Annotated in this window: 20 protein-coding genes; 5 read left to right on the top strand and 15 right to left on the bottom strand. The window is 64.4% G+C overall.

Annotation, left to right across the window (positions count from 1 at the left end; translation table 11 throughout):
- Positions 1 to 132: 132 nt before the first annotated feature.
- The 4 genes from E8E91_RS04405 to E8E91_RS04390 all read right to left on the bottom strand — a co-directional run bounded on the left by E8E91_RS04405 (position 133) and on the right by E8E91_RS04390 (position 3,765).
- On the bottom strand, positions 133 to 996 hold the full coding sequence (locus tag E8E91_RS04405) for an alpha/beta hydrolase (protein ID WP_280374762.1): 864 nt from the start codon (positions 994 to 996) through the stop codon (positions 133 to 135).
- Between the two features lie 375 nt (positions 997 to 1,371).
- The gene (gene catA, locus E8E91_RS04400; protein WP_280374761.1) at positions 1,372 to 2,298 is read right to left on the bottom strand and encodes a catechol 1,2-dioxygenase; all 927 of its coding nucleotides are present in this window, start codon (positions 2,296 to 2,298) and stop codon (positions 1,372 to 1,374) included.
- Positions 2,299 to 2,337: 39 nt separating this feature from the next.
- A complete protein-coding gene (gene catC, locus E8E91_RS04395; RefSeq protein ID WP_028628792.1) occupies positions 2,338 to 2,628 on the bottom strand; it encodes a muconolactone Delta-isomerase in 291 nt (96 codons plus the stop codon).
- Between the two features lie 15 nt (positions 2,629 to 2,643).
- The gene (locus tag E8E91_RS04390; RefSeq protein ID WP_280374760.1) at positions 2,644 to 3,765 is read right to left on the bottom strand and encodes a muconate cycloisomerase family protein; all 1,122 of its coding nucleotides are present in this window, start codon (positions 3,763 to 3,765) and stop codon (positions 2,644 to 2,646) included.
- 135 nt (positions 3,766 to 3,900) lie between these two features.
- Between E8E91_RS04390 and E8E91_RS04385 the strand changes: the two genes are divergently transcribed.
- Complete coding sequence (locus E8E91_RS04385) at positions 3,901 to 4,785, top strand: LysR family transcriptional regulator (protein WP_151132313.1); 885 nt, start codon at positions 3,901 to 3,903, stop codon at positions 4,783 to 4,785.
- Between the two features lie 253 nt (positions 4,786 to 5,038).
- Here E8E91_RS04385 and E8E91_RS04380 read toward each other — a convergent pair whose 3' ends face one another.
- The 11 genes from E8E91_RS04380 to E8E91_RS04330 form a co-directional block, all read right to left on the bottom strand.
- Positions 5,039 to 5,662: an NIPSNAP family protein gene (locus tag E8E91_RS04380; RefSeq protein WP_280353035.1), complete on the bottom strand. Its 624-nt coding sequence runs from the start codon at positions 5,660 to 5,662 to the stop codon at positions 5,039 to 5,041.
- 59 nt (positions 5,663 to 5,721) lie between these two features.
- Entirely contained in the window at positions 5,722 to 6,999 is a 1,278-nt protein-coding gene (locus tag E8E91_RS04375; RefSeq protein WP_280374759.1) for an OprD family porin, read from the bottom strand.
- Between the two features lie 401 nt (positions 7,000 to 7,400).
- Positions 7,401 to 7,901 (bottom strand): flavin reductase, encoded by a 501-nt coding sequence (locus tag E8E91_RS04370; protein WP_280374758.1) that lies wholly within the window; start codon positions 7,899 to 7,901, stop codon positions 7,401 to 7,403.
- 18 nt (positions 7,902 to 7,919) lie between these two features.
- On the bottom strand, positions 7,920 to 8,879 hold the full coding sequence (locus E8E91_RS04365; RefSeq protein ID WP_280374757.1) for a PDR/VanB family oxidoreductase: 960 nt from the start codon (positions 8,877 to 8,879) through the stop codon (positions 7,920 to 7,922).
- Positions 8,880 to 9,102: 223 nt separating this feature from the next.
- Positions 9,103 to 9,843 carry an SDR family NAD(P)-dependent oxidoreductase gene (locus tag E8E91_RS04360; RefSeq protein ID WP_280374756.1) on the bottom strand — a complete coding sequence of 247 codons (741 nt, stop codon included), beginning with the start codon at positions 9,841 to 9,843 and terminating at the stop codon, positions 9,103 to 9,105.
- Positions 9,844 to 9,996: 153 nt separating this feature from the next.
- A complete protein-coding gene (locus tag E8E91_RS04355; RefSeq protein ID WP_179059314.1) occupies positions 9,997 to 10,473 on the bottom strand; it encodes an aromatic-ring-hydroxylating dioxygenase subunit beta in 477 nt (158 codons plus the stop codon).
- Between the two features lie 88 nt (positions 10,474 to 10,561).
- Positions 10,562 to 11,836, bottom strand: a complete 1,275-nt coding sequence (locus tag E8E91_RS04350; RefSeq protein ID WP_280374755.1) for an aromatic ring-hydroxylating dioxygenase subunit alpha — start codon at positions 11,834 to 11,836, stop codon at positions 10,562 to 10,564.
- A gap of 154 nt (positions 11,837 to 11,990) precedes the next feature.
- Positions 11,991 to 12,497, bottom strand: coding sequence for a nuclear transport factor 2 family protein (locus E8E91_RS04345; RefSeq protein WP_280353052.1), 507 nt, complete (start codon positions 12,495 to 12,497; stop codon positions 11,991 to 11,993).
- Positions 12,498 to 12,502: 5 nt separating this feature from the next.
- On the bottom strand, positions 12,503 to 12,865 hold the full coding sequence (locus E8E91_RS04340; protein ID WP_280374754.1) for an IacB protein: 363 nt from the start codon (positions 12,863 to 12,865) through the stop codon (positions 12,503 to 12,505).
- Positions 12,866 to 12,892: 27 nt separating this feature from the next.
- On the bottom strand, positions 12,893 to 14,065 hold the full coding sequence (locus tag E8E91_RS04335) for an acyl-CoA dehydrogenase family protein (protein ID WP_077523627.1): 1,173 nt from the start codon (positions 14,063 to 14,065) through the stop codon (positions 12,893 to 12,895).
- Between the two features lie 25 nt (positions 14,066 to 14,090).
- Positions 14,091 to 15,203, bottom strand: coding sequence for an amidase (locus E8E91_RS04330; RefSeq protein WP_280374753.1), 1,113 nt, complete (start codon positions 15,201 to 15,203; stop codon positions 14,091 to 14,093).
- Positions 15,204 to 15,941: 738 nt separating this feature from the next.
- On the opposite strand from E8E91_RS04330, the gene E8E91_RS04325 reads away from it, so the two are divergent.
- From E8E91_RS04325 to E8E91_RS04310, 4 genes are all read left to right on the top strand, one after another.
- Positions 15,942 to 17,093: an ABC transporter substrate-binding protein gene (locus E8E91_RS04325; protein WP_280374752.1), complete on the top strand. Its 1,152-nt coding sequence runs from the start codon at positions 15,942 to 15,944 to the stop codon at positions 17,091 to 17,093.
- A gap of 119 nt (positions 17,094 to 17,212) precedes the next feature.
- On the top strand, positions 17,213 to 18,250 hold the full coding sequence (locus E8E91_RS04320) for a branched-chain amino acid ABC transporter permease (RefSeq protein ID WP_280374751.1): 1,038 nt from the start codon (positions 17,213 to 17,215) through the stop codon (positions 18,248 to 18,250).
- The gene (locus E8E91_RS04315) at positions 18,247 to 20,046 is read left to right on the top strand and encodes a branched-chain amino acid ABC transporter ATP-binding protein/permease (protein WP_280374750.1); all 1,800 of its coding nucleotides are present in this window, start codon (positions 18,247 to 18,249) and stop codon (positions 20,044 to 20,046) included. Before E8E91_RS04320 ends, E8E91_RS04315 begins: the two co-directional genes overlap by 4 nt.
- Complete coding sequence (locus tag E8E91_RS04310; RefSeq protein ID WP_280374749.1) at positions 20,046 to 20,837, top strand: ABC transporter ATP-binding protein; 792 nt, start codon at positions 20,046 to 20,048, stop codon at positions 20,835 to 20,837. Before E8E91_RS04315 ends, E8E91_RS04310 begins: the two co-directional genes overlap by 1 nt.
- Positions 20,838 to 20,855 lie beyond the last annotated feature (18 nt).

Below are 20,855 nucleotides of genomic sequence, written 5' to 3'. Positions count from 1 at the left end.
ACGGACAGCCCCCTCTCCCTCCGGGAGAGGGTTGGGGAGAGGGCAGCCAGAACGTGCCGAGCCTCCCGAGGCAGTCCTTCGGCCTGCTTTCGCGAATGAATTCGCTCCCACAAAAGAAGAACAGGGCGCAGGCTACAACCCCATCAATTCGCACATCGCCCGATACAACGGCGTCCCCGGCTGGCCCAACTCCAGCACCACATCGAAATGGTTCTTGCCGGGCGCCTCGACAAAGCGCCCCGGCAGCCCGCTCGTGCGCCAGGCCTCTAGGAAGTCATGGGACTGGCGGGCGAACTCCGCCGTCTCCAGTGCCCCGTAGCTGATCACCAGTTCCGCCCCCCGCGTCGGCAAGTGGAAGGCCGGGCTATTGCGCAGCGCCGCCACTTCGTCCATCCCCATCCAGCCGTTGATATGGGTCTCCAGCAACGGATGCAGGTCGAACAACCCGCTGATGGGCAGTGCGCCGCGCAGCACGTTGTCCGGCACGCCATAACGCCCCTGCCAGCCGCCGGCCAGGAGCATGCCTGTCAGATGCCCGCCGGCAGAGCTGCCGCTGGCATACAGCCGCTGCGGATCACCGCCGAACTCGGCGATATGGCGATGCAGCCAGGCCAGCGCACGACGGGTCTGGTCGACGATGTGATCGAGGGTCACGGCCGGGGCGAGGTCGTAATCCATCACCGCCACGCACGCCCCGGCAGCAGTCAGCGCCGGCGCCAAAAAAGCCGAGTCGGCCTTGGACAGCGCGCGCCAGTATCCGCCGTGGATGAACAGCAACACCGGTGCATCCGCCTTGCTGGCGGGGAAGATATCCAGCCGCTCAGTGGCGCCCGGACCGTAAGGCACATCCTTGAAGCAGCGCAGGGCGGCGTGGGCGTCGTCGCTCAGCGCGCGGTACTGGCGCGGGTACTGGTCGAAGTCCGCGACGCTGGCGCGGGCGTTGTACTGCACGTCGTAGTAGGCGGCCAGTTCGGCCGGATCGCTGGGGCGGGTCATGGGCACCTCCGATGGTTGTCCGTCGATTAGGCGGCAATCGGGGGAACCGGGAAATCCGGATAGTCGGGGATGGTTATCCGGGGAGTTGGGGGGGCCGTTATGGGGGGAATTCATTCATGAAAGGCCGAGCGCGGGGGTCAACCACCCTCACCCCCGGCCCCTCTCCCAGAGGTAGAGGGGTGACTCGCGCCGGGCACTCACCAGCCATCCTGCACGGACAGCCCCCTCTCCCTCTGGGAGAGGGTTGGGGTGAGGGAAGCGGAGTTCAACGACGCCCAGACGGCCGATCCAGGCTAAACAGCCGCCCATAAAAAAGCCGGCCAAACGGCCGGCTCAAATGGCGGGAGAACCAGCCTCCCCCGCCACAATCACAACTCAGGCTTCTGCGCGTACGCGGTCGCGGATGGCTTCCTGCTCCGGGCTCGGGGCCTTTTGCAGTTGGAAGTCGAAGTCGATTTCGGCGAAGCGGTCCACGGCGCCACGGGCGGCGGCAGCGGCGGCGTCTTCGGTGAAGCGGATCTCGCCCACCAGGCCATCACGAGTGGCGTAGGCGAAGTCGTCCCACAGGTATTCGTCGCCCGACAGGTTGATCTGGGTGGTCAGGTGGCGATAACCCGGCGCGGAGATGAAGAAGTGAATGTGCGCCGGACGATTGCCGTGGCGGCCCAGGTGGTTCAGCACTTCCTGGGTGGTGCCATCCGGCGGGCAGCCGTATCCGGAGGGCACGATGCTGCGGGCGCGGTAGCGGCCTTCGGCGTCGGTGACGATGCGACGGCGCAGGTTGTAGTCCGACTGGGTGGTGTCGAAGTAGGAATAGGTACCCTTGGTGTTGGCGTGCCACAGGTCGACGATGGCGCCGGCGATCGGCTTGCCATCGGCGTCCTTCACCTGGCCCTGGAGGAACATCACGGTACCGGCGTCGGTGCCGTCGTCCATGCGGGTTTCGCCTTCGGACAGCGGCGCGCCGGCCACGTACAGCGGGCCTTCGATGGTGCGCGGGGTGCCGCCGGACAGACCGGCCTGCTCGTCCTGGGCATCCAGCAGCAGATCGAGGTAATGCTCCAGGCCAAGGCCGGCAACCAGCAGGCCAGCCTCACCACGGGCGCCCATGCGGTTGAAGTAGTCCACCGCTTTCCAGAACTCTTCGGTGGTGACTTCCAGGTCTTCGATGATCTTGATGGAGTCGAGCAGGATGCGGTTCACCAGCTTCTTCATGCGCTGGCTGCCCTGGTCGTTGTTGAAACCGCTCACTTCCTGGAAGAACTTCTGGACGCTTTCGGTGCTGGACAGTTTGATAGTCATGGCTATTTCCTCATCTTGTTGTTATCGGGCGCGAATCGATCAGCGATCGTCTTCGTGAATCGATGACGGGTGGCGGCAGAGACCGTCCACCTCGATCTCCATGTAGGGGAAGAGCGGCAGCTGCATCAGGGTGTCGTGCAGTTCTTCGACACTGGCGAGGTCGAAGACGCTGTAGTTGGCGTAGTGGCCGGCGATGCGCCACAGGTGACGCCACTTGCCCTCGCGCTGCAGGCGCTGGGCCAGTTCTTTCTCGTCGGCCTTGAGCTTGGCAGCCTTGGCCGGGTCCATGTCGACCGGGAGTTTCACGGTCATCTTCACGTGGAACAGCATGGAAAGGTCTCCTGTTTACTTGCGGCGGAAGAACGCCAGGCGCTCTTCGTCCAGGGCCAGGCCAAGGCCCGGGGTACGCGGCACGTGCAGCTGGAAGTCGCGGTAGACCGGCGCTTCGCTGACGATTTCCTCGGTCAGCAGCAGCGGCCCGAACAGCTCGGTGTGCCAGGTCAGTTGCTTCAAGGTGACGAAGGCATGGGCCGACGCCAGGGTACCGATGGAGCCTTCGAGCATGGTGCCGCCGTACAGGGCGATACCGGCGGCTTCGGCGATCTGCGCGGTACGCAGCACGGCGCGCGGGCCACCGTTCTTGGCGATCTTCAGGGCGAAGATGCTGGCGGCGCCATCGGCGGCCAGGCTGAAGGCGTCTTCGACGCTTTCGATGGATTCGTCGGCCATGATCGGCGCCGGACTGCGCTGGTTCAGGCGCACCTGGCCGGAACGGTTGATGCGCGAGATCGGTTGCTCGATCAGGTCGATGCCGTTGTCACCGAGGATGCGGCAGGCACGCAGGGCAACGGACTCGTCCCAGGCCTGGTTCACATCGACACGCACGCTGGCGTTGTCGCCCAGGGCTTGCTTGATGGCGATCACGTGCTTGAGGTCGCGGTTCACTTCGCCCGCGCCGATCTTCAGTTTGAAGATGCGGTGGCGACGGATTTCCAGCATGTGCTCGGCTTCGGCGATGTCCTTGGCGGTGTCGCCGCTGGCCAGGGTCCAGGCCACTTCCAGGCCGTCACGCACACGACCGCCGAGCAGCTCGCTCACCGGCAGGCCGAGGCGCTTGCCCTGGGCATCCAGCAGCGCGCTTTCCAGGCCGGACTTGGCGAAGGTGTTGCCCTTGGCAGCCTTGTCCAGGCGCAGCATGGCGGCGTTGATGTTGTTGGCGTCCTGGCCGATCAGCAGCGGAGCGAGGTGGCTGTCGATGTTCTGCTTGATGCTTTCCGGGCTCTCGTTGCCGTAGGCCAGGCCACCGATGGTGGTGGACTCGCCGAGGCCTTCGATGCCATCGGAGCAGCGCAGGCGAATCACCACCAGCGTCTGGTTCTGCATGGTGTGCATGGCCAGCTTGTGCGGGCGGATGGTCGGCAGGTCGACGATGATCGCCTCGACGCTTTCGATCAGGACTTGGCTCACTTCAATACCCATCAGGTTCGTTTCATCTGGTCCCGATAGTGGCCGCGACAAATCGCGGGGTCCAATATAGAGTTTGTCTAGCACGATACCCACAGGGTATCGAATACCTCGCACAGCCACCGCCCCGGAGTCACCATGGAGCTTCGCCATCTGCGCTACTTCCAAGCGCTTGCCGAAACCCTCAATTTCACCCGTGCCGCCGAGCGTCTGCACATTGCTCAACCCCCGCTGAGCCGCCAGATTCAGCAGCTCGAGGAAGAACTCGGGGTGGCCTTGCTGGACCGTGGCAGACCCCTGCGCCTGACTGAAGCCGGACGCTTTTTCCACGAGCATTCCCGCACCCTGCTCGAGCAGCTGGGCAAGGTTTGTGACAATACCCGCCGCATTGGATCGGGGGAAAAAGCCTGGCTCGGCATCGGCTTCGCACCCTCCACCCTCTACGGTGTCCTACCCGACCTGATCCGCCGCCTGCGCAGCGATGCCGGCCTGGAGCTGGGCCTTTCCGAGATGACCACCCTGCAACAGGTGGACTCCCTCAAGGCCGGCCGCATCGATGTCGGCTTCGGCCGCATCCACATCAACGATCCGGCCATCCAGCAAGAGGTGCTCACCCTCGACCCGCTGGTAGCCGCCCTCCCCGCCGGACACCCACTGCTGCCAGGTCCCGTGAGCCTCACCGATCTCGCCCAGGAGCCTTTCGTGCTCTATCCGGGCAACCCGCGGCCGAGCTACGCCGACCATGTGTTGTCACTGTTCGCCGCCTATGGCCTGCAGATCGAAGTGGCGCAATGGACCAACGAACTGCAGACCGCCATCGGCCTGGTGGCCGCCGGCATCGGCATCACCCTGGTGCCGGCCTCGGTGCAGGTCCTGCACCGCATCGACATCGGCTATGCCAGCCTGCAGGAAGCCCAGGCCACCTCGCCCATCATCATCAGCCGCCGCGTGGGCGACGCATCGCCGGCGCTGACCCACTGCCTTGCGCTGATCGAAGAGCTGGCCGAGGGGCATATCGGCTAGCTCATCTGGTGAGCCGGTCATTTCTGAGGGGGCGCATCGACACCCTGCAGAGCCAAACCGCCCTCACCCCCGGCCCCTCTCCCGGAGGTAGAGGGGTGACTCTGGGCTCATCTCAGGCGCAGTCCTGTTCGCTCTTTGTGGGAGCGAATTTATTCGCGAATGAATTCGCTCCCACAACAAGGCCAACCATCGTGCATAGAAAAAAAGCCCGCAAAGGAGTGGAACGGGCTGAGGTAAAGCGTGAAAAAAGGCGCTACTGCAACGGCGAGAACTTAGCCGGCAGGTAGGCGGTGGAATGCATTTCCCGCAATTGCGGCCCGGAGTTCTCCGGCGGCCAGACGCCGTCTTCGACCGCCCGCGTGCGAACGTCCAGGCGCTGTTCCAGGGTCGCGTAGGGCCAGATGTGCAGGTAGCGCGGCGTGCGGCCGTCGGTGGCGTAGAAGGCCGCGTAGACCTGTGAATAACTTTCCGTGGTGCGCGGACCGACGGCTTTCTTCCAGCCTTCCAGGGTGGGGGTCAGGCCGGAGGGAATCAGGTTGTATTCGCGCAGTTCGTAGAAGGGGCCATGAGCACCCGGCGCCAGAGGTTCGAGGAAGGGGAACAGGCTGTAGTTCTCTACCTTCATGTCCAGCATGAATTCTTCGATACCGAAGGCATCCCGCGCCAGCAGGAAGCGCTCGCGCTCGGTCTGGCGGGCGTTCTCGTCGGCGAAGCCACGCAGTACGGCGATCTGGTTCAGAGGCCCGATTTCCGAGGCCCAGCAGCCCACCAGGGTGCATCCCGGCGCCGCCTCCGCCAGTGTCGATTCCAGGCGCGCCAGCGCTGCAGCCGGAGTGCGCACGCGCAGGGTGAAGGTGATGAGTTCGTAGAGTCGCATCAGGGTCTCGCTGCCAGGTTTGAAAAAGGGGCCGGCCATCATCAGCCGGCCCCGTTGGCTCAGAACTTGAAGGTGTAGGTGGTGATCAGGCGGTTCTCCTGATAGTCCGGCCCGGAGGCAGTGCCAGTACCGAAGCGGGTCTTGACGTCGATGTTGCGCCACTCGAGGCCCACCCCCTTGAGCGGACCGCTCTGCACCACGTAGCTGAGGAAGAAGTTGCGTTCGCTCTCCACGTTCTGGTCCAGGGCGTTGTTGCCACGGTCGATGCCGGTGCCGCGCAGGTAGCGCGTCATCAGTTTCAGGCCGGGCACGCCGTAGGCGGCGAAGTCGAGGTCGTAGCGCAGCTGCCAGGAGCTTTCGTTGGGTTTCACGAAGCCGACGGTGGACCAGTTCACCAGGTAGGGCTGGGGGGCGAATCCGTTCAGCGTCGGGAAGACACTCTCGCCGAGCATGCGCTGGTAGCCGACGCCGATGGCGTGGGCGCCCTTGCGCAGGGTGGTCATGGCGCCGTAGGAGTGGTTGTCGATGTCGCCGTAGAGCGCCTTGCCGTCTTCGCTGTTGTCGAAGTAGCGCAGGTCGGTCTTCAGGCCGTAACCGCCCCCCAGATCGGCGTTGTGGGTCACGCCCAGGTAGTGCTGCTGGTAGATGTCTTCCAACTGGCCGTAGAAGTAGCTGGCATTCAGCGCGGGGCTGAACGCGTAGGTGGCGCCCCCGAAGTTGAGGCCATCGCTGCGACGTTTGATGTCCGGGCCGTTGAACAGGTACATCTTTTCGCGGCCGGACGATTCGCGACTGCTAATCTCGGTGAAGCGCCCGCCGGTGAGGGTGAGTTTGTCCACCTCGCGGGATTCCAGCAGGAAACCGTGGTAGGTGGTGATCAGCTGGCGGGTGTCGTCGTAGAAGGCCACCGGCAGCATCGGGCGGTGCTCGCCCACCTTCAGTTCGGTCTTCGAATACCGCATCTTGCCGGTCAGCGCGGCGCGGCCATATTCGTGGGCCTGCTCTCCCTTGCTGTCATCGTAGGGAATGATGGTGTCCGGGCCGCGGCCACCGCCGCCATCGAGGCGGAAAGCATATTGCCCGGAAACATCCAGACCGAACTGCACAGTGCCTTCGGTATATCCGGAGATAGCGCGGAAGTCGAAACCCTGGGTCCAACTTCCGAGACGCGATTTCGGCGCACCTTCCTGTTTGAAGTCACGATCGATATAGAAGTTACGCAGGCCAAGGCTGATTTGCCGATCCTTCACGAAGTCCGCTTGGGCAGACATCGGCATGAACATCCCCATCAGGCCTGCGGCAGCTACGCCGCTGGCCAGCCAGCTTTTCTGAAACATGGAAGTAATCCTTTCTTACACGTGCATGCAAGGCACATCGAGTGGGAGCAGATTAATTAGCAAGAAGTGCAACTTCGGCAGTTAATCCACACTGTTGTTTTTATAACCACTTACTGCAAAAAAGTTGTAGCAAGGCCCGCCACCCGAACATGTACGGGCGCCCTCGATTTCTAGTTATGGGTAAAACTTTTAAACGGATGAATTACAACTTCATCCGATATTCCGGAATGACTCCGAAATTCTTTTCAACACCGCGCGTTGGGCTTCGCGTAGCTCAGCCACAACCTACGAAGTTCGCCGTAGGAGCCAGCTTGCTGGCGAACACCCCCTGCGACGATCTTTCGCGAGCAAGAACTCGGCGTCCCCCTCGCTCCTACATGAACCCAGCCCACCAACCCAAATCAGCAGGCCGAACGCGAGGCGTCGCCCAGGCGGTGATAGGCGCGGTTGAAATACACCAGACCTTCCTGGTTCTTGCCGTGGCGGATGCCCAGCACCTCGCAGTAGAAGATGGTGTGCGAGCCAACTTCATGGGCCTGGGCGATGCGGCAATCGAAGCTCACCAGGGCATCGTCGAGCAGTGGCGAGCCGCTCTCCAGGGTGCTCCAGCTGGCACGGGCGAAGCGCTGCTCGGAGTCCAGTTCGCGGTTGGCGAACACGGCGGAAATCTCTTTCAGCTCGGCGGTCAGCACGTTCACGCTGAGCACGCCGTTCTGCTTGAAGTGGCCGTTGGCGAACGAGGAGCGGTTCATGCACACCAGCAGCGTCGGCGGCTGGTCGGTGACGCTGCACACCGCTGAAGCTGTGAAGCCCCAGCGGCCTGCAGCGCCATCGGTGGTGATGACGGAAACGGCGCCGCCCAGCAGCGCCATGGCATTACGGAATCCATTGGTATCGACCATGGTCTTGCCCCTCTGCTGTCAGATGTCCAGCACCAGTTTTTTCGACTTGGCACGCGAGCAGCAGACCAGGATCTGGTCGTTGGCGGCCTTCTCTTCATCGGTCAGGTAGACGTCGCGGTGGTCCGGCTCACCTTCCAGTACATCGCACAGGCAGGTACCGCAAACGCCCTGCTCGCAGGAGATCTCGATCTTGATGCCCACGCCGGCCAGCGCATCGACGATGCTCTGACCCTCGGCCACCTGCACGGTCTTGCCGCTGCGCGAAGCGACGACTTCGAAGCTTTCGCCACTGGCGTCCACTTCCACCTGGAAGTACTCGCGGTGGATGTGATCGTCGGCGTAGCCGGCCTGGCGCGCCTCGGCGATCACCCAGTCCATGAACCCGGCCGGGCCGCAGACATAGACGTGAACGTCGTCGGCCGGCTGACCCAGCACGGCGGGCAGGTCGAGCTTCTGCGCGGCGTCTTCGTCGTCGAAGTGGGTACGCACACAGGCCGCGAAATCGGCGCTTTCCAGCTCTTCGAGGAAGGCAGTACGGCTGCGCGAACGGCCGCAGTAGTGCAGTTCGAAGGCGCTGTCCTTCGCGGTCAGCTCGTGGGCCATGGCGATCATCGGAGTGATGCCGATGCCGCCGCCGATGAGGATCGAACGGCTCGCGCCGGCCGCCAGCGGGAAGAGGTTGCGCGGTGCGCCGATGGCGACCTCGCTGCCTTCCTGCAGCAGTTCGTGGACCGCGACCGAACCACCACGGGAAGCCGGATCACGCAGCACGCCCAGGCGATAGACGGAGGCATTGGCCGGGTCACCGCACAGGGAATACTGGCGCACCAGGCCGGATTTCAGGTGGATATCCACATGGGCGCCGGCCTCGAACGCCGGCAGGAGTTTGCCCGACGGGTCGGCGAGGTCGAGGATCACCACGCCCTCGCCCTGCTCCACCCGCTTGCGGACCACCAGATTCAACACTTGCTCACTCATACCGGCCTTCCCGCACCTTTCGAGGTGCTGCTTGTTCTGTTTCGTTGTTACTTGCCGCACTGCACGCACGACATCATTTGGAATCGTCTGATTCAGGGGCTTGCGAGCTAGGTCGAAGCGAGGCGAAAGGGCCTGAGAAAGCGGAATTTACGACTGTAAATGAGCATTTCGAAGGCACTTTCAACGCTGCTTCCCCGACGCGCAGCTGACCCTGGACAGACGATCAGCGCATGAACAGCCCGCCGTTGACATCCCAGGTCGCCCCGGTCGTGAAATAGGCTTCCGGACGCGCCAGCTGCACCACCAGATCGCCGAGGAAATCGGCATCGCCCAGGCGCTTGACCGGGATGTTGGCCAGCAGCCCTTCCATGCGCTCGGCCGGCACGGCCGCGCGCACCGCCGGGGATTCGATCGGACCCGGAGCGATGGCATTGACGGTGACGCCGCCGGCCGCCAGCTCCTTGGCGAAGATCTTGGTCAGGGTGACGATGGCGCCCTTGGACGCGGCGTAGTGCGCGCCCGTGGCGGTGCCGCCGTTCTGTCCGGCCAGGGAGGCCATGTTGACGATGCGCCCGTAGCCGGCCGCCGCCATGTGCGCACCGAACACCTGGCAGCCGACGAAGACGCTGCGGGTGTTGAGGCTGAGGACGCGGTCGAACTCCTCGGGGCTGATCTGCATGACTGGGGTGGTCATGGTCATGGCGGCGTTGTTCACCACCACTTGGAGGCCGCCAAAGCGTTCCAGCGTCGCCGCCAGGGCCAGCTCGAAGTCGGCCTTGCTGGCTACGTCGAGCTTCAGCGCCAGACTGCGCTCGCCGCTGGGGTCGAGCCTGTCGGCGGCGGCCTGGGCGCCTTCCAGCGACAGGTCGGTGATCACCACGGCGTAACCGGCTGCGAACAGGCGGCTGGCGATGGCGAGGCCGAGGCCCTGGGCGGCGCCGGTGACGAGTGCAATCTGGCTCATGGCGCGCTCCCCAGGGTCGATCCATGGGCTCGCGAGCTAGAGCGAGACAAGGAAGAAATGGCTGAGAGAGCGGAGTTTACGTGCCGTAAATGAGCATCTCGAAGCCATTGATGACGCGGTATCGCCGACGCGCAGCAGCTCATGGGTCGACCCTCAGAGGATGTAGCCGATACCTGCCAGGGTATCGGTGGAGTTGATCAGCTGGATCAGCTTGCGCTGGATCTTGAAGCAGTCGCCTTCGCGCTTGAGCTGGAAGGTGATGTCGGCGGTGTAGTGCTTGAGCACGTCCTTGCGGAACTCCCGCAGGTTCTGTGCGCAGCGCACGGTCACCACGCCGTCTTCCTCACCCAGCACGCGGAAGCGCGACAGGGCACGCACGGTGCGCGCACGCGGGCTGGTGGAGATGGACTCGCCGCCGATCAGACGCTGCACGCGCAGCTGGCGCATGTGGTGGTCGTCGTAGGCGTAGTTCAGGGTGTTCTCGAAGTCGGTCTCGTTCGGATCGATCGGGATGATGTAGGTGCCCTTCTCGGTCCACAGGTTCAGCCAGGCGTCGAAGTCGCCGTGGTCGAGCATGTCCGCTTCCTGCCAGATGAAGGCACTGACGTGGTTGAGCAATTCAAGGTTCATGGTTCGTCTCTTAGAAAGTGCGTTGCGTAGCCAACCCTTTCCCTTCTCCCGCTTGCGGGAGAAGGTGGCGCGAAGCGCCGGATGAGGGTCAGACCGACATCATCTTTTTCCATTGCTGGTAGGCAGCGCGCATGCCGGTCTCGGCGCTCACGTCGCTGATCAGCCCGTCCTCGCTCGGCTTCTCGCCGGGCAGGCCACGGTTAAGCATGATCCAGAGGTCGGTGCCCGCCTGGGCGCCCTTCTGCACGCGCTCCCAGGCCTCGGAATCGTCCGGGGTGCCGAAGCCCATGGGGCCCTGGAAGTGCTCGTGCAGGCGCAGGCGGTAGCGGTTGGCCACGGCCGGGCCACCGTCCATGGTGATCACGGCGTGGTGGATTTCGGTCTCGTTCACCGAGATCGGTTGCAGCACGCGGAAGAAGGCCATGGAGCAGGCCACGTTGGGGAACAGGTTGAGGTTGAAGCCGGAACCGCCCACGGCGCGGACGATGCGGCGCACCTGCTGCTCCTCGATGCCCTCGGCGCGCAGATCATCGGCCAGGGCCTCGAAACGCTCGGGGATCGGCTGGTCGAGGTTGGCTTCCAGGTCCACCAGCTCGGGGATCATCACCATCACGCTGTGGCCGTTGCCGAGGTCCTCGACGTAACCCGGGCCCTTCACGAAGTCGAAGAGTTCCAGGGTCTGCTCGTCCACCGAGGACAGGAACGACTTGTGCACCAGCGGGAAGTGGTAGGCGTCGGTGGTGTTTTCCAGCTGGATCTTCCAGTTGCCGGGGAAGCGGAAACGGTGCTCACCGGAAACCTTCACGCCGTAACCGGCACCCTGCTTCATGAACAGGTCGATCCACTTCCTGGCTGGGCCGAGGAAGTCCACCAGCGGTTCGATGTCGTCCTTGAAGGTGGCGAAGATCATGCCGTTGTATTCCTCGACACGCAGGCTCACAAGCGGCAGCTCGCCCTTGTCCAGGCAGTCGGCGTAGCTCTCCGGGTGCGGCACGCCGCGCAGGCTGCCATCCAGGGCGTAGCTCCAGCCGTGGTACGGGCAGACGAAGCTGTTGGCCTTGCCCTTCTTGTGTTCGCAAACAGTTGCGCCACGGTGGCGGCAACGGTTGAGCAGCACGTGCACGTCCTTCTTGCGGTCGCGCACGACGATCACCGGCTGCTTGCCGATGTAGGTGCTCTTGTAGCTGCCGCCTTCCGGAATCTCGCTGGCGTGCGCCACCCAGATCCAGGTGCTGTAGAAGACCTTCTCCAGCTCTTCGTCGAAGATGCGGGCGTCGGTGTAGAGGGAGGTGTGCACGCGGTCGTGCAGCACCAGGTCGGCCGGCGAGCTGGCCAGGTTCACGGTTTCGATCAGGTTGGTCACGATCACTCCTCGTCGACGCAAAGCGCCGACTCACTCAAATTTCTTGTTGGCGGCTTCCGTAGGAGCGAGCTTGCTCGCGAACCCCGGTCGCTCCCCTTTCGCGAGCAAGAACTCGGCGTCCCCCTCGCTCCTACGCAAAGGCAGGCAGGTGTCTTCATTTGCCCGGAACCGGCAGGTGCGCGTCGCTGTTCCACGCTTCCACCGGACGGCTGAACAGGTTCTCGGTCTGGAAATGCGCCATGCGCCAGGCGCCCTCCTCCTCGCGGAACTTCACCGTCAGGCGCGCCGCATTGAGGTGCGAGGCGCCGCTGGCGAAGGTGGAGGTCTGCAACATCACCCAGCTGCCGACCGCTTGCGCGCCTTCGACGCGGATCAGCTCGGAGCAGAGGAAGTGCACGTTCAGGGCGAAGTGCGCCGGCTCCACCATGTAGGTGGCGAACATGGCGCGGATCGCCTCACGGCCCTGGTAGCCACCGAAGCTCTTGGCGTACTTGGCGCCCTTGCCTTCCCACACCGCATCGGCGGTGAACAGGCCGGCCAACTCGTCCAGGGGCGTACGGGCGTCGAGCGCGTCGCACAGCTCCATGTAACGGTTCATGCAGGCGCGCACGGCGTGTTCGCTTTCCAGTTGGCGCAGGCGTTGCTCAAGGGCTTCGGTCATGGCGGTCACGCGCGCTGGATGATCAGTTCGCGGCCGGTGCGGGCCTCGACCTTGGCGTAGCGCCACAGCTTGTAGGTGCCATCACCCACCGGCGTGGTGCGGAACAGGTTGCAGGCGGCGTGCACGGTCTCGATATCCGGTACGTCGGCCAGCAGGTAGGTGGTCCAGGGGTAGCCGGTGCTTGGTCCAACCATGCTCTGGTCGTCGTCCATGTTGCCGAACACCTTCACGCCAGGCAGGTCGTGGATGCCGTTCCACATCTGGCTGAAGGCGGCCCAGACCTGCAGTTGTTCTTCGCGCGGGGCGTCGAAGAAGTTCTGGTTGATACCCATGCAGAACAGGACGCGCAGGGCTTTTTTATCGCTCATCGAAATCACCGATCAGTCAGTTGGAATTCACAGGTAGCCGGGCAGCGGCTTGTTGCCGAAGAAGATCGCGCCGGCGTTCTGGTAGGTCATGTCGCCCATGAAGGCGTGCTGGGTGACCACCAGGGTGTCGTTGACGAAGCGCGACAACGGGTTGTCCCGGTACACGCCGGTCATGCCGGAGAGCATTTGCGCGGTACGCGCCACTTCGGCGGACACGCGGGTGGCGTGGGTGGAGGACAGGCGCAGCAGGTTGGTCTGCTCGACGCTCACCGGGTCGCCGGCCAGCAGGCTGGCCCAGGCGTTTTCCATCGCCTCGTAGAACCAGGCGCGGGCAGCGCGAAGTTCGGCTTCGGCCTTGGCCATCTGCATCTGCGCCAGCGGACGGTCGGACAGGGCCGGAGCACCGGTAACGGAGAAACGGCCAGTGGCCATGCCGGAGAGGTAATCCAGGGCGGCGCGGGCGACGCCCAGGCCCACCACCGAGAGCACCTGGGTGGCGAAGGACAGCGACGGGTAGCGGAACATCGGCTCGTCGAGGTTGGCCGGGCCACCGCGGACGAAGGTCCACTCTTCGGGCACGACCACGCCTTCGATCACCACGTCGTGGCTGCCGGTGCCGATCAGGCCGATCACGTCCCAGGTCTCCTCGATCTTCACCTTCTCGCGCGGCATCACGGCCAGGCGCGGCAGGCCGACGGTGTCGCCGTTCTTCGGGCTGATGCCGACGCCGATCAGGTTGGCGCCCATGCAGCCGCTGGAGAATTTCCAGCGCCCGTTCACTTCCAGCCCGCCCTCGACGAAGGCGGCCGGCTGCGGCGGGAAGATGCCACCGGCGAACACCACGTCCGGGCCATTGGCGTAGACCTTTTCCAGGGTCGCCAGGGGCAGCGCGGCCAGGTACACCGGGTTCATGCCGAAGCTGGCAACCCAGCCGGCCGAACCGTCGGCGGCGGAGATGTCCTCCACCATCTGGCAGAACTCCATGGGCGAGCGCTGGTCGCCACCGAAGCGGGTAGGCACCAGTGCGCGATAGACGCCCAGCTCCTTGAAGCGCTCGATCACGTCCTGGGAAATGAATTTCTGCCGGTCGAATTCCTCGCGCCGGGCACGCTCGCGGATATCGGCGAGCAGCGCCTGGAATCCTTCACTCGCGGTAATCGGGGTGGGGCGCTGGTAATCCAGCTCGCTTAGCGAAGACATGGGGCTCTCCAGGTGGGCTTCTTGGTTATTGTTCGAGGCGCTGCACAAGCTCGCGGGCGACTGCCAGCAGCAGTTCGTCCGCGCCCTTGGCGGCAACGAGTTGCAGACCCACCGGCAGCTTCGAGGCGCCCTCGAATGGAATGCTCAGCGCCGGGTGGCCAGTGAGATTGAAAGGCCGCACGAAGGCGGTCATGCCGATGGCCGCGCGGGTGTCGGCGGCATCCGCCACCAACGCTGGGTAGTCCGGCATGGTCGGCAGCGCGAGGATCGGGCAGCGCGCCAGGGCGGCATCCACCTCAGCAGTGAAGGCGGCGCGGACGGCCTCGGCGTCGGCCACGGCGGCGTCGGAGGTGTCCTTGGCAGCCAGCAGGCGCGAGGCGACATCAGCGCCCACCAGCCCGGTTTCCACCAGGTGACCGCAGGCGTTCCAGGTTTCCCGGTTGATGATGGCCAGGCCCGCGTCATAGGCGGCCTGCATGCCGGGCAGCGGCGCACTGAGCAATTCGAAATCAGAGGCTTCCAGCACGGCATCCAGCGCCGCCTGCACTTCCGGATTGGCCTGTACCGGCACGACACCGATACGGACGCCACTCACCGCCGGTAGCGCATCAAAGGAAGGATCGATGGCAGCCATGGCCTCGATCAGCATCTGAATGCTGGCGGCGAAGGGGCCGACGCAATCCAGGGAAGTCTGTGCCGGCATCACACCATTACGGCTGACACGGCCGAAGGTGGGCTTGAGGCCGAACACGCCGCAGCAAGCGGCCGGCACGCGCACCGAGCCACCGGTATCGGTGCCCAGGGAAAAGTCGCAGAGACCGGCAGCGACGGCAGCAGCCGAACCGCTGGAGGAACCACCAGGCACGCGGCCGGGATAACGCGGGTTTTCCGCCGTGCCGATCCAGGCATTCAGGCCGGTGGTGCCGAACGCCAGCTCATGCAGGCTGGTCTTGCCGGTGATGCGGCAGCCCGCATCCAGCAGCGCCTGGACCACATCGGCATGGCGCAGGGCATCCGGCGCTTCTTCCAGCGCGCGACTGGAAGCGCGGGTGGGATGGCCGGCGATATCGATGGTGTCTTTCACCATCACGGTTCGCCCCGCGCCACCCAGCTCCAGTCGCTCGACCACTATCGTCATCTGCATCACCCATTGGCGTTCTTGTTGGTGCTCGACTGCCCCGTCGGGGGGGTGTCGATTGCGTAAATCCAGAATCGAAAGAATTACGTGAAATGTCAATTGAATTATCACTGGAAAAGGAGTGTGTAGATTAGGTGCATTTTCACGTAACAGAGCACCATTTGCGTGCATTTAGGTAACAGTCAGAAATTAGATATTTCATGAAAATCTCATAAATAAATTCTTTATTTTCAATCATTTATCCATCAGATAAGAACTATTCACATCGCACACAAAGAAAATTCAGTCGCATATTCCCTCCTCAAACCTGATCGATTATCGAACGGAATATTTGAAATTTATTGCGGATTTTTTAGCGATAAATAGGTGATTTTTTATCCTGAAAAACCACAAGAATCAGCCAGGAAAACGCCCTGCAAAGGACGCTGGAAAGCCGATTGCCACTGGCATGACGTCGGTTGGCAGAAAGGTCCGATGGGAAAGCAGCAAGCACTGACTTGAGGGGAAAGCGGGAGGGTTCAACGGGGCCGCCTCGGCGCTGCACCGGCATGGCGCAGGTTTTTCTGGCACGGGAGCTGCAATTTCGCTTCCCGCCGAGCGGGATACCCGCCGGTAGCGCCACAAGGCGCCAGAACAACAAAAAGGCGGCAAGCCATCCGCACATCCATGCCCTTCGGGACCTGGAGCCCCCTGCGGACCACTGCCCCTCGAATAGCCTTGCAACCCTCGGAGAACGTCATGCTCTTCAAACAAGCCGTGTCCACCCTGCTTCTCAGCGCCGCCGTCCTGGCCAATGCCCAGGCCGAAGTGAAAGTCGGTGTCATTACCTCCTCCACCGGCCCTCTCGCCCTGGTCGGGCTTCCCCAGAAGAACTCGACGCCGCTGCTGCCTACCCAGGCTGGCGACCAGCAGGTGAAGTACATCGCCCTGGATGACGGCAGCGATCCCACCGCTACCGTGAAGGCGCTGAAGAAACTGATCAGCGAAGAAAACGTCGATGCCATCATCGGCCCAAGCGGTTCGCCCAACGCGATGGGCGTCATCCAGTTCGTCGCCGAAGCCGGTGTGCCGCTGCTGGCGCCGGTGGGTACCGCTTCGGTGGTGCTGCCGATGAACGAGCAGAAGAAGTGGGTGTTCAAGACCACCCAGAACGATGACCTGATCGCCAAGGCCCTGGTGGAGGACATGAGCGCACGCGGCGTGAAGACCCTGGGCTTCATCGGCACCGCCGATCCCTATGGTGAAAACTGGTCCAAGGTGATGGGCGCGCTGGCCGCCGAGCACGGCATCAAGCTGGTGGCCAACGAGCGCTTCCAGCGCCAGGACACCTCCGTCACCGGCCAGAGCCTGAAAGTACTGGCCTCCCGTCCTGACGCCGTACTGGTCGCCGCGCCGGGCAGTGCTGCGGTGCTGCCGCAAACCACCCTGTTCGACCAGGGCTATCGCGGCCAGATGTACCAGACCCACGGCGCCGCCCTGCCGGACTTCCTCAAGCTCGGTGGCAAGAAGGTGGAAGGCACCATCCTCGCCGCCAGCCTGATGCTGGTACTGGACGAGATCCCCGACAGCCATCCCTCCAAGCAGGTCGCCGGTGAATACGTGGCCGCCTACGAGAAGTTGAACGGCAGCAAGCCGGCCACCTTCGGCGCCAACACCTACGACGCCGGCCTGCTGCTGCAGAAGGCCATTCCGCAAGCTGCCGCCAAAGCCGCACCGGGCACCCCGGAGTTCCGCGCCGCCCTGCGTGACGCGCTTGAGGCGAGCCACGAGCTGCCTGCCACCCAGGGCGTCTACAACATGACCCCGGAAGACCACAGCGGCTTCGACGAGCGCGGCCGTGAGCTGATCCAGGTGAAGAACGGCAACTGGACCCTGCTCGGCCGTAACTGATCGCCGCAAGCCCCGCGCCGCTCCGTAGGGTGGTGCTTCAGCCCACCTCCGCCTGGTGGGCTGAAGCCCACCCTACCGGGCCTGCCGGGGCTATCTACCTCGCAACAAGAGTTCCCACCATGAATCTCCAGATAGCCCTGCTGCTCGGCCAGGACGGCATCACCAACGGCGCCATCTATGCGCTGCTGGCCCTGTCGCTCCTGCTGGTCTTCACCGTCACGCGCATCCTGCTGATCCCCCAGGGCGAGTTCGTCACCTACGGCGCCCTGGCCATGGCCAGTCTGCAGGCCGGCCAGCCCACCGCCGTGGTCTGGCTGCTGCTCGCCCTGACCCTGGCCGACTGCGCCATGGACCTGTTTGACGCGACCCGCTCCAGCCGCGGCTTCCGCTTCCCGAAACGGATACTCCCCAAGCTCGCCTATGCCCTGGCCATGCTCGGCCTGGTGCGTAGCCTGCCGCTGGCCGACCTGCCCATGGCGGTCCAGGCGCTGCTCACCCTCGCCCTGGTGGTACCGCTCGGTCCGCAGCTCTATCGCCTGGTGTTCCAGCCGATTGCCTCGGCCAGTTCGCTGGTACTGCTGATCGTCTCCATCGCCGTGCACGTGGCCATGGTCGGCCTCGGCCTGCTGATGTTTGGCCCTGAAGGCGCACGCACCGCGCCCTTCTCCGAAGCCGGCCTGACCCTCGGCCCTGTGACCTTCAACAGCCAGACCCTGTGGGTGATCGCCGTGTCCCTGGCGCTGATCATCAGCCTGTTCCTGTTCTTCGAACGCAGCCTCTACGGCAAGGCCCTGCGCGCCACCGCGGTGAATCGCCTGGGCGCACGCCTGATGGGCATCTCGCCGACCCTGGCGGGCAAGGCCACCTTCGCCCTGGCCACCTTCATCGGTGCGCTGTCGGGCATCCTCATCGCCCCCATCACCACCCTCTACTTCGACTCGGGCTTCGTCATCAGCCTCAAGGGTTTCGTCGGCGCCATCATCGGCGGCCTGGTGAGCTACCCGGTGGCTGCCCTCGGCGCGCTGGGCGTGGGCCTGATCGAGGCGTTCTCGATGTTCTGGGCCAGCACCTACAAGGAAATCATCGTCTTCACGCTGATCATCCCCTTCCTGCTCTGGCGCTCCCTCACCAGCCGTCACGTGGAGGACGATGAATGAAACCGCGTTACCTGATCCTCGCCCTGGTGGCCGTGCTCGGCGTTGCGCCGCTGGTGCTGCCGCCCTACTACGTCACCCTGCTCAACTACATCGGCCTATACACGCTGGTGGTCCTCGGCCTGGTGCTGCTGACCGGCGTCGGCGGCATGACCAGCTTCGGCCAGGCAGCCTTCGTCGGCCTGGGCGCCTACACCAGCGCCTACCTGACCACGGTGCAGGACCTGCCGGGCTGGCTGGCCTGGGCCAGCGCCTCGCCCTGGCTGACCCTGCTGGTGGGCCTGGTACTGACCGGTGCGGTGGCCCTGTTGCTGGGCGCCCTGACCCTCAAGCTCTCCGGGCACTACCTGCCGCTGGGCACCATCGCCTGGGGCCTGTCGCTCTATTACCTGTTCGGCACCCTGGAATCCCTCGGCGGCCACACCGGCGTCAGCGGCCTGCCGTCCATCTCCCTGTTCGGCTGGGAGCTGAACAAAGGCGAGGAGATCTATTACCTGATCTGGGCCGTGATGCTCTGCGCCATGCTGATCACCCAGAACCTCCTGGACTCCCGCGAAGGCCGCGCCATCCGTGCCCTCAAGGGCGGCCAGCTGATGGCCGAGTCGATGGGCGTAAACACCTTCCGCGCAAAGATGGTGATCTTCCTCATCTCCGCCCTGTTCGCCGCCGTCTCCGGCTGGCTCTACGCCCACACCCAGCGCTTCGTGAACCCCACCCCCTTCGGTCTGCACATGGGCATCGATTACCTGTTCATGGCGCTGATCGGCGGCGTAGCCAGCGTCTGGGGCGCCCTGCTCGGTGCGGGCGTGCTGACCATGCTCAAGCAGTGGCTGCAGGACCTGCTGCCGCAGCTGCTGGGCAGCACCGGTAATTACGAGGTGATTGTTTTCGGCATCGTCATTGTGCTGCTGATGCAGCGCGCGCCGGGCGGTCTCTGGCCGCTGCTGCTGCGCCTGGTGCCGGATGCCTGGAAACCGCGCAAGGCCGCCCGCAATCTGGACGACGCAGCCGAACTGCCGCGCCGCGAGCTGCCGACAGCCGGCGAAGTGCTGCTGGAAGCCCGCAACGTCACCCGACGTTTCGGTGGCCTGGTGGCCAACAACGAGATGAACCTGGATGTGCGCGCCGGGGAAATCCTCGCCCTGATCGGCCCCAACGGTGCCGGCAAGAGCACCCTGTTCAACCAGCTGTCGGGCGTGGACACCCCCACCTCGGGCGACGTGCTGTTCCGTGGCCAGCGCATCAACGGTATCCCGTCGCGCGCGATCGCCCGCATGGGCATGAGCCGCACCTTCCAGCATGTGAAGCTGCTGCCGGAAATGAGCGTGCTGGAGAACGTCGCCATCGGCGCCCACCTTCGTGGCCACAAGGGCGTGCTCAGTGCAGCCCTGCGCCTGGACCGCAGCGAGGAAGCCGAACTGCTCGCCGAAGCCCGCCGCCAGCTGGAACGGGTCGGCCTCGGTGACTACCTGCACGTGGAAGCCGGCAGCCTGGCCCTGGGTCAGCAGCGCATCCTCGAAATCGCCCGCGCCCTGTGCGCCAACCCCTGCCTGCTGCTGCTCGACGAACCGGCCGCCGGCCTGCGCCACAAAGAGAAGGAAGCCCTCGGCATCCTCCTCAGCCGCCTGCGCAGCGAAGGCATGGCGATCCTCCTGGTGGAACACGACATGGACTTCGTCATGGGCCTGGTGGACCGGGTCGTGGTGATGGAATTCGGCCAGCGCATCGCCTACGGCCTGCCAGCCGACGTACAGAAAGACCCGGCGGTGCTGGAAGCCTATCTCGGAGGTGCTGAGTGATGAACATGCCGATTCAAGACCTGAAGCAGCCGGAAAACCTCGCCGCCAACCCGGTGCTGGAAGTCAGCGACCTGAGCGTCGCCTACGGCAAGGTGGAAGCCCTGTCCAACGCCAGCCTGCGGGTCGGCCAGGGGCAGATCGTCACCGTGATCGGCCCCAACGGCGCCGGCAAGACCACCCTGCTCTCCGCCATCATGGGCGTGCTCGGCTCCCGTGGCCGGGTCGCCTTCGACGGCAGCCTGGAGGCAGTGCCGGAGGTAGAAGTGATGGTGTCGCGCGGGCTTGGCCTGGTGCCGGAAAAGCGCGAGCTGTTCGGCAGCATGACGGTGGCCGACAACCTGCTGCTGGGCGCCTTCCAGCGCCATCGCAGCGGCAAGCGCGACCATGGCGAAACGCTGAAGGAGGTCTACGACCTGTTCCCGCGCCTGTGGGAACGCCGCGACCAACTGGCCGCCACCCTATCCGGCGGTGAGCGGCAGATGCTCGCCGTGGGCCGTGCGCTGATGGCCAAGCCAAAGCTGCTGATGCTGGACGAACCCAGCCTGGGCCTGGCGCCGCTGATCACCCGCGAGATCTTCCGCATCATCACCACCCTGCGCCAGCAGGGGGTTTCCATCCTGCTGGTGGAACAGAACGCCCGCGCCGCCCTGCGTGTGGCCGACTACGCCTACGTGCTGGAGACCGGCCAGATCGCCATGCAGGGCCCCGCCGCGCGGTTGGCCGATGACCCGCGCGTGATCGAGGCCTACCTGGGCCTTGCCAGCAAGCACCAGGAGATGCTCGCCAGCTGACGATGCTTAGGCCCGGCC

The sequence above is a fragment of the Pseudomonas sp. BN515 genome, from assembly GCF_029873155.1.
In the GTDB taxonomy this organism is placed as follows: Bacteria; Pseudomonadota; Gammaproteobacteria; order Pseudomonadales; family Pseudomonadaceae; genus Metapseudomonas.
The sequence above is the reverse complement of the archived record's forward strand: the minus strand, read 5'-3'. Positions and strand labels throughout refer to the sequence as shown.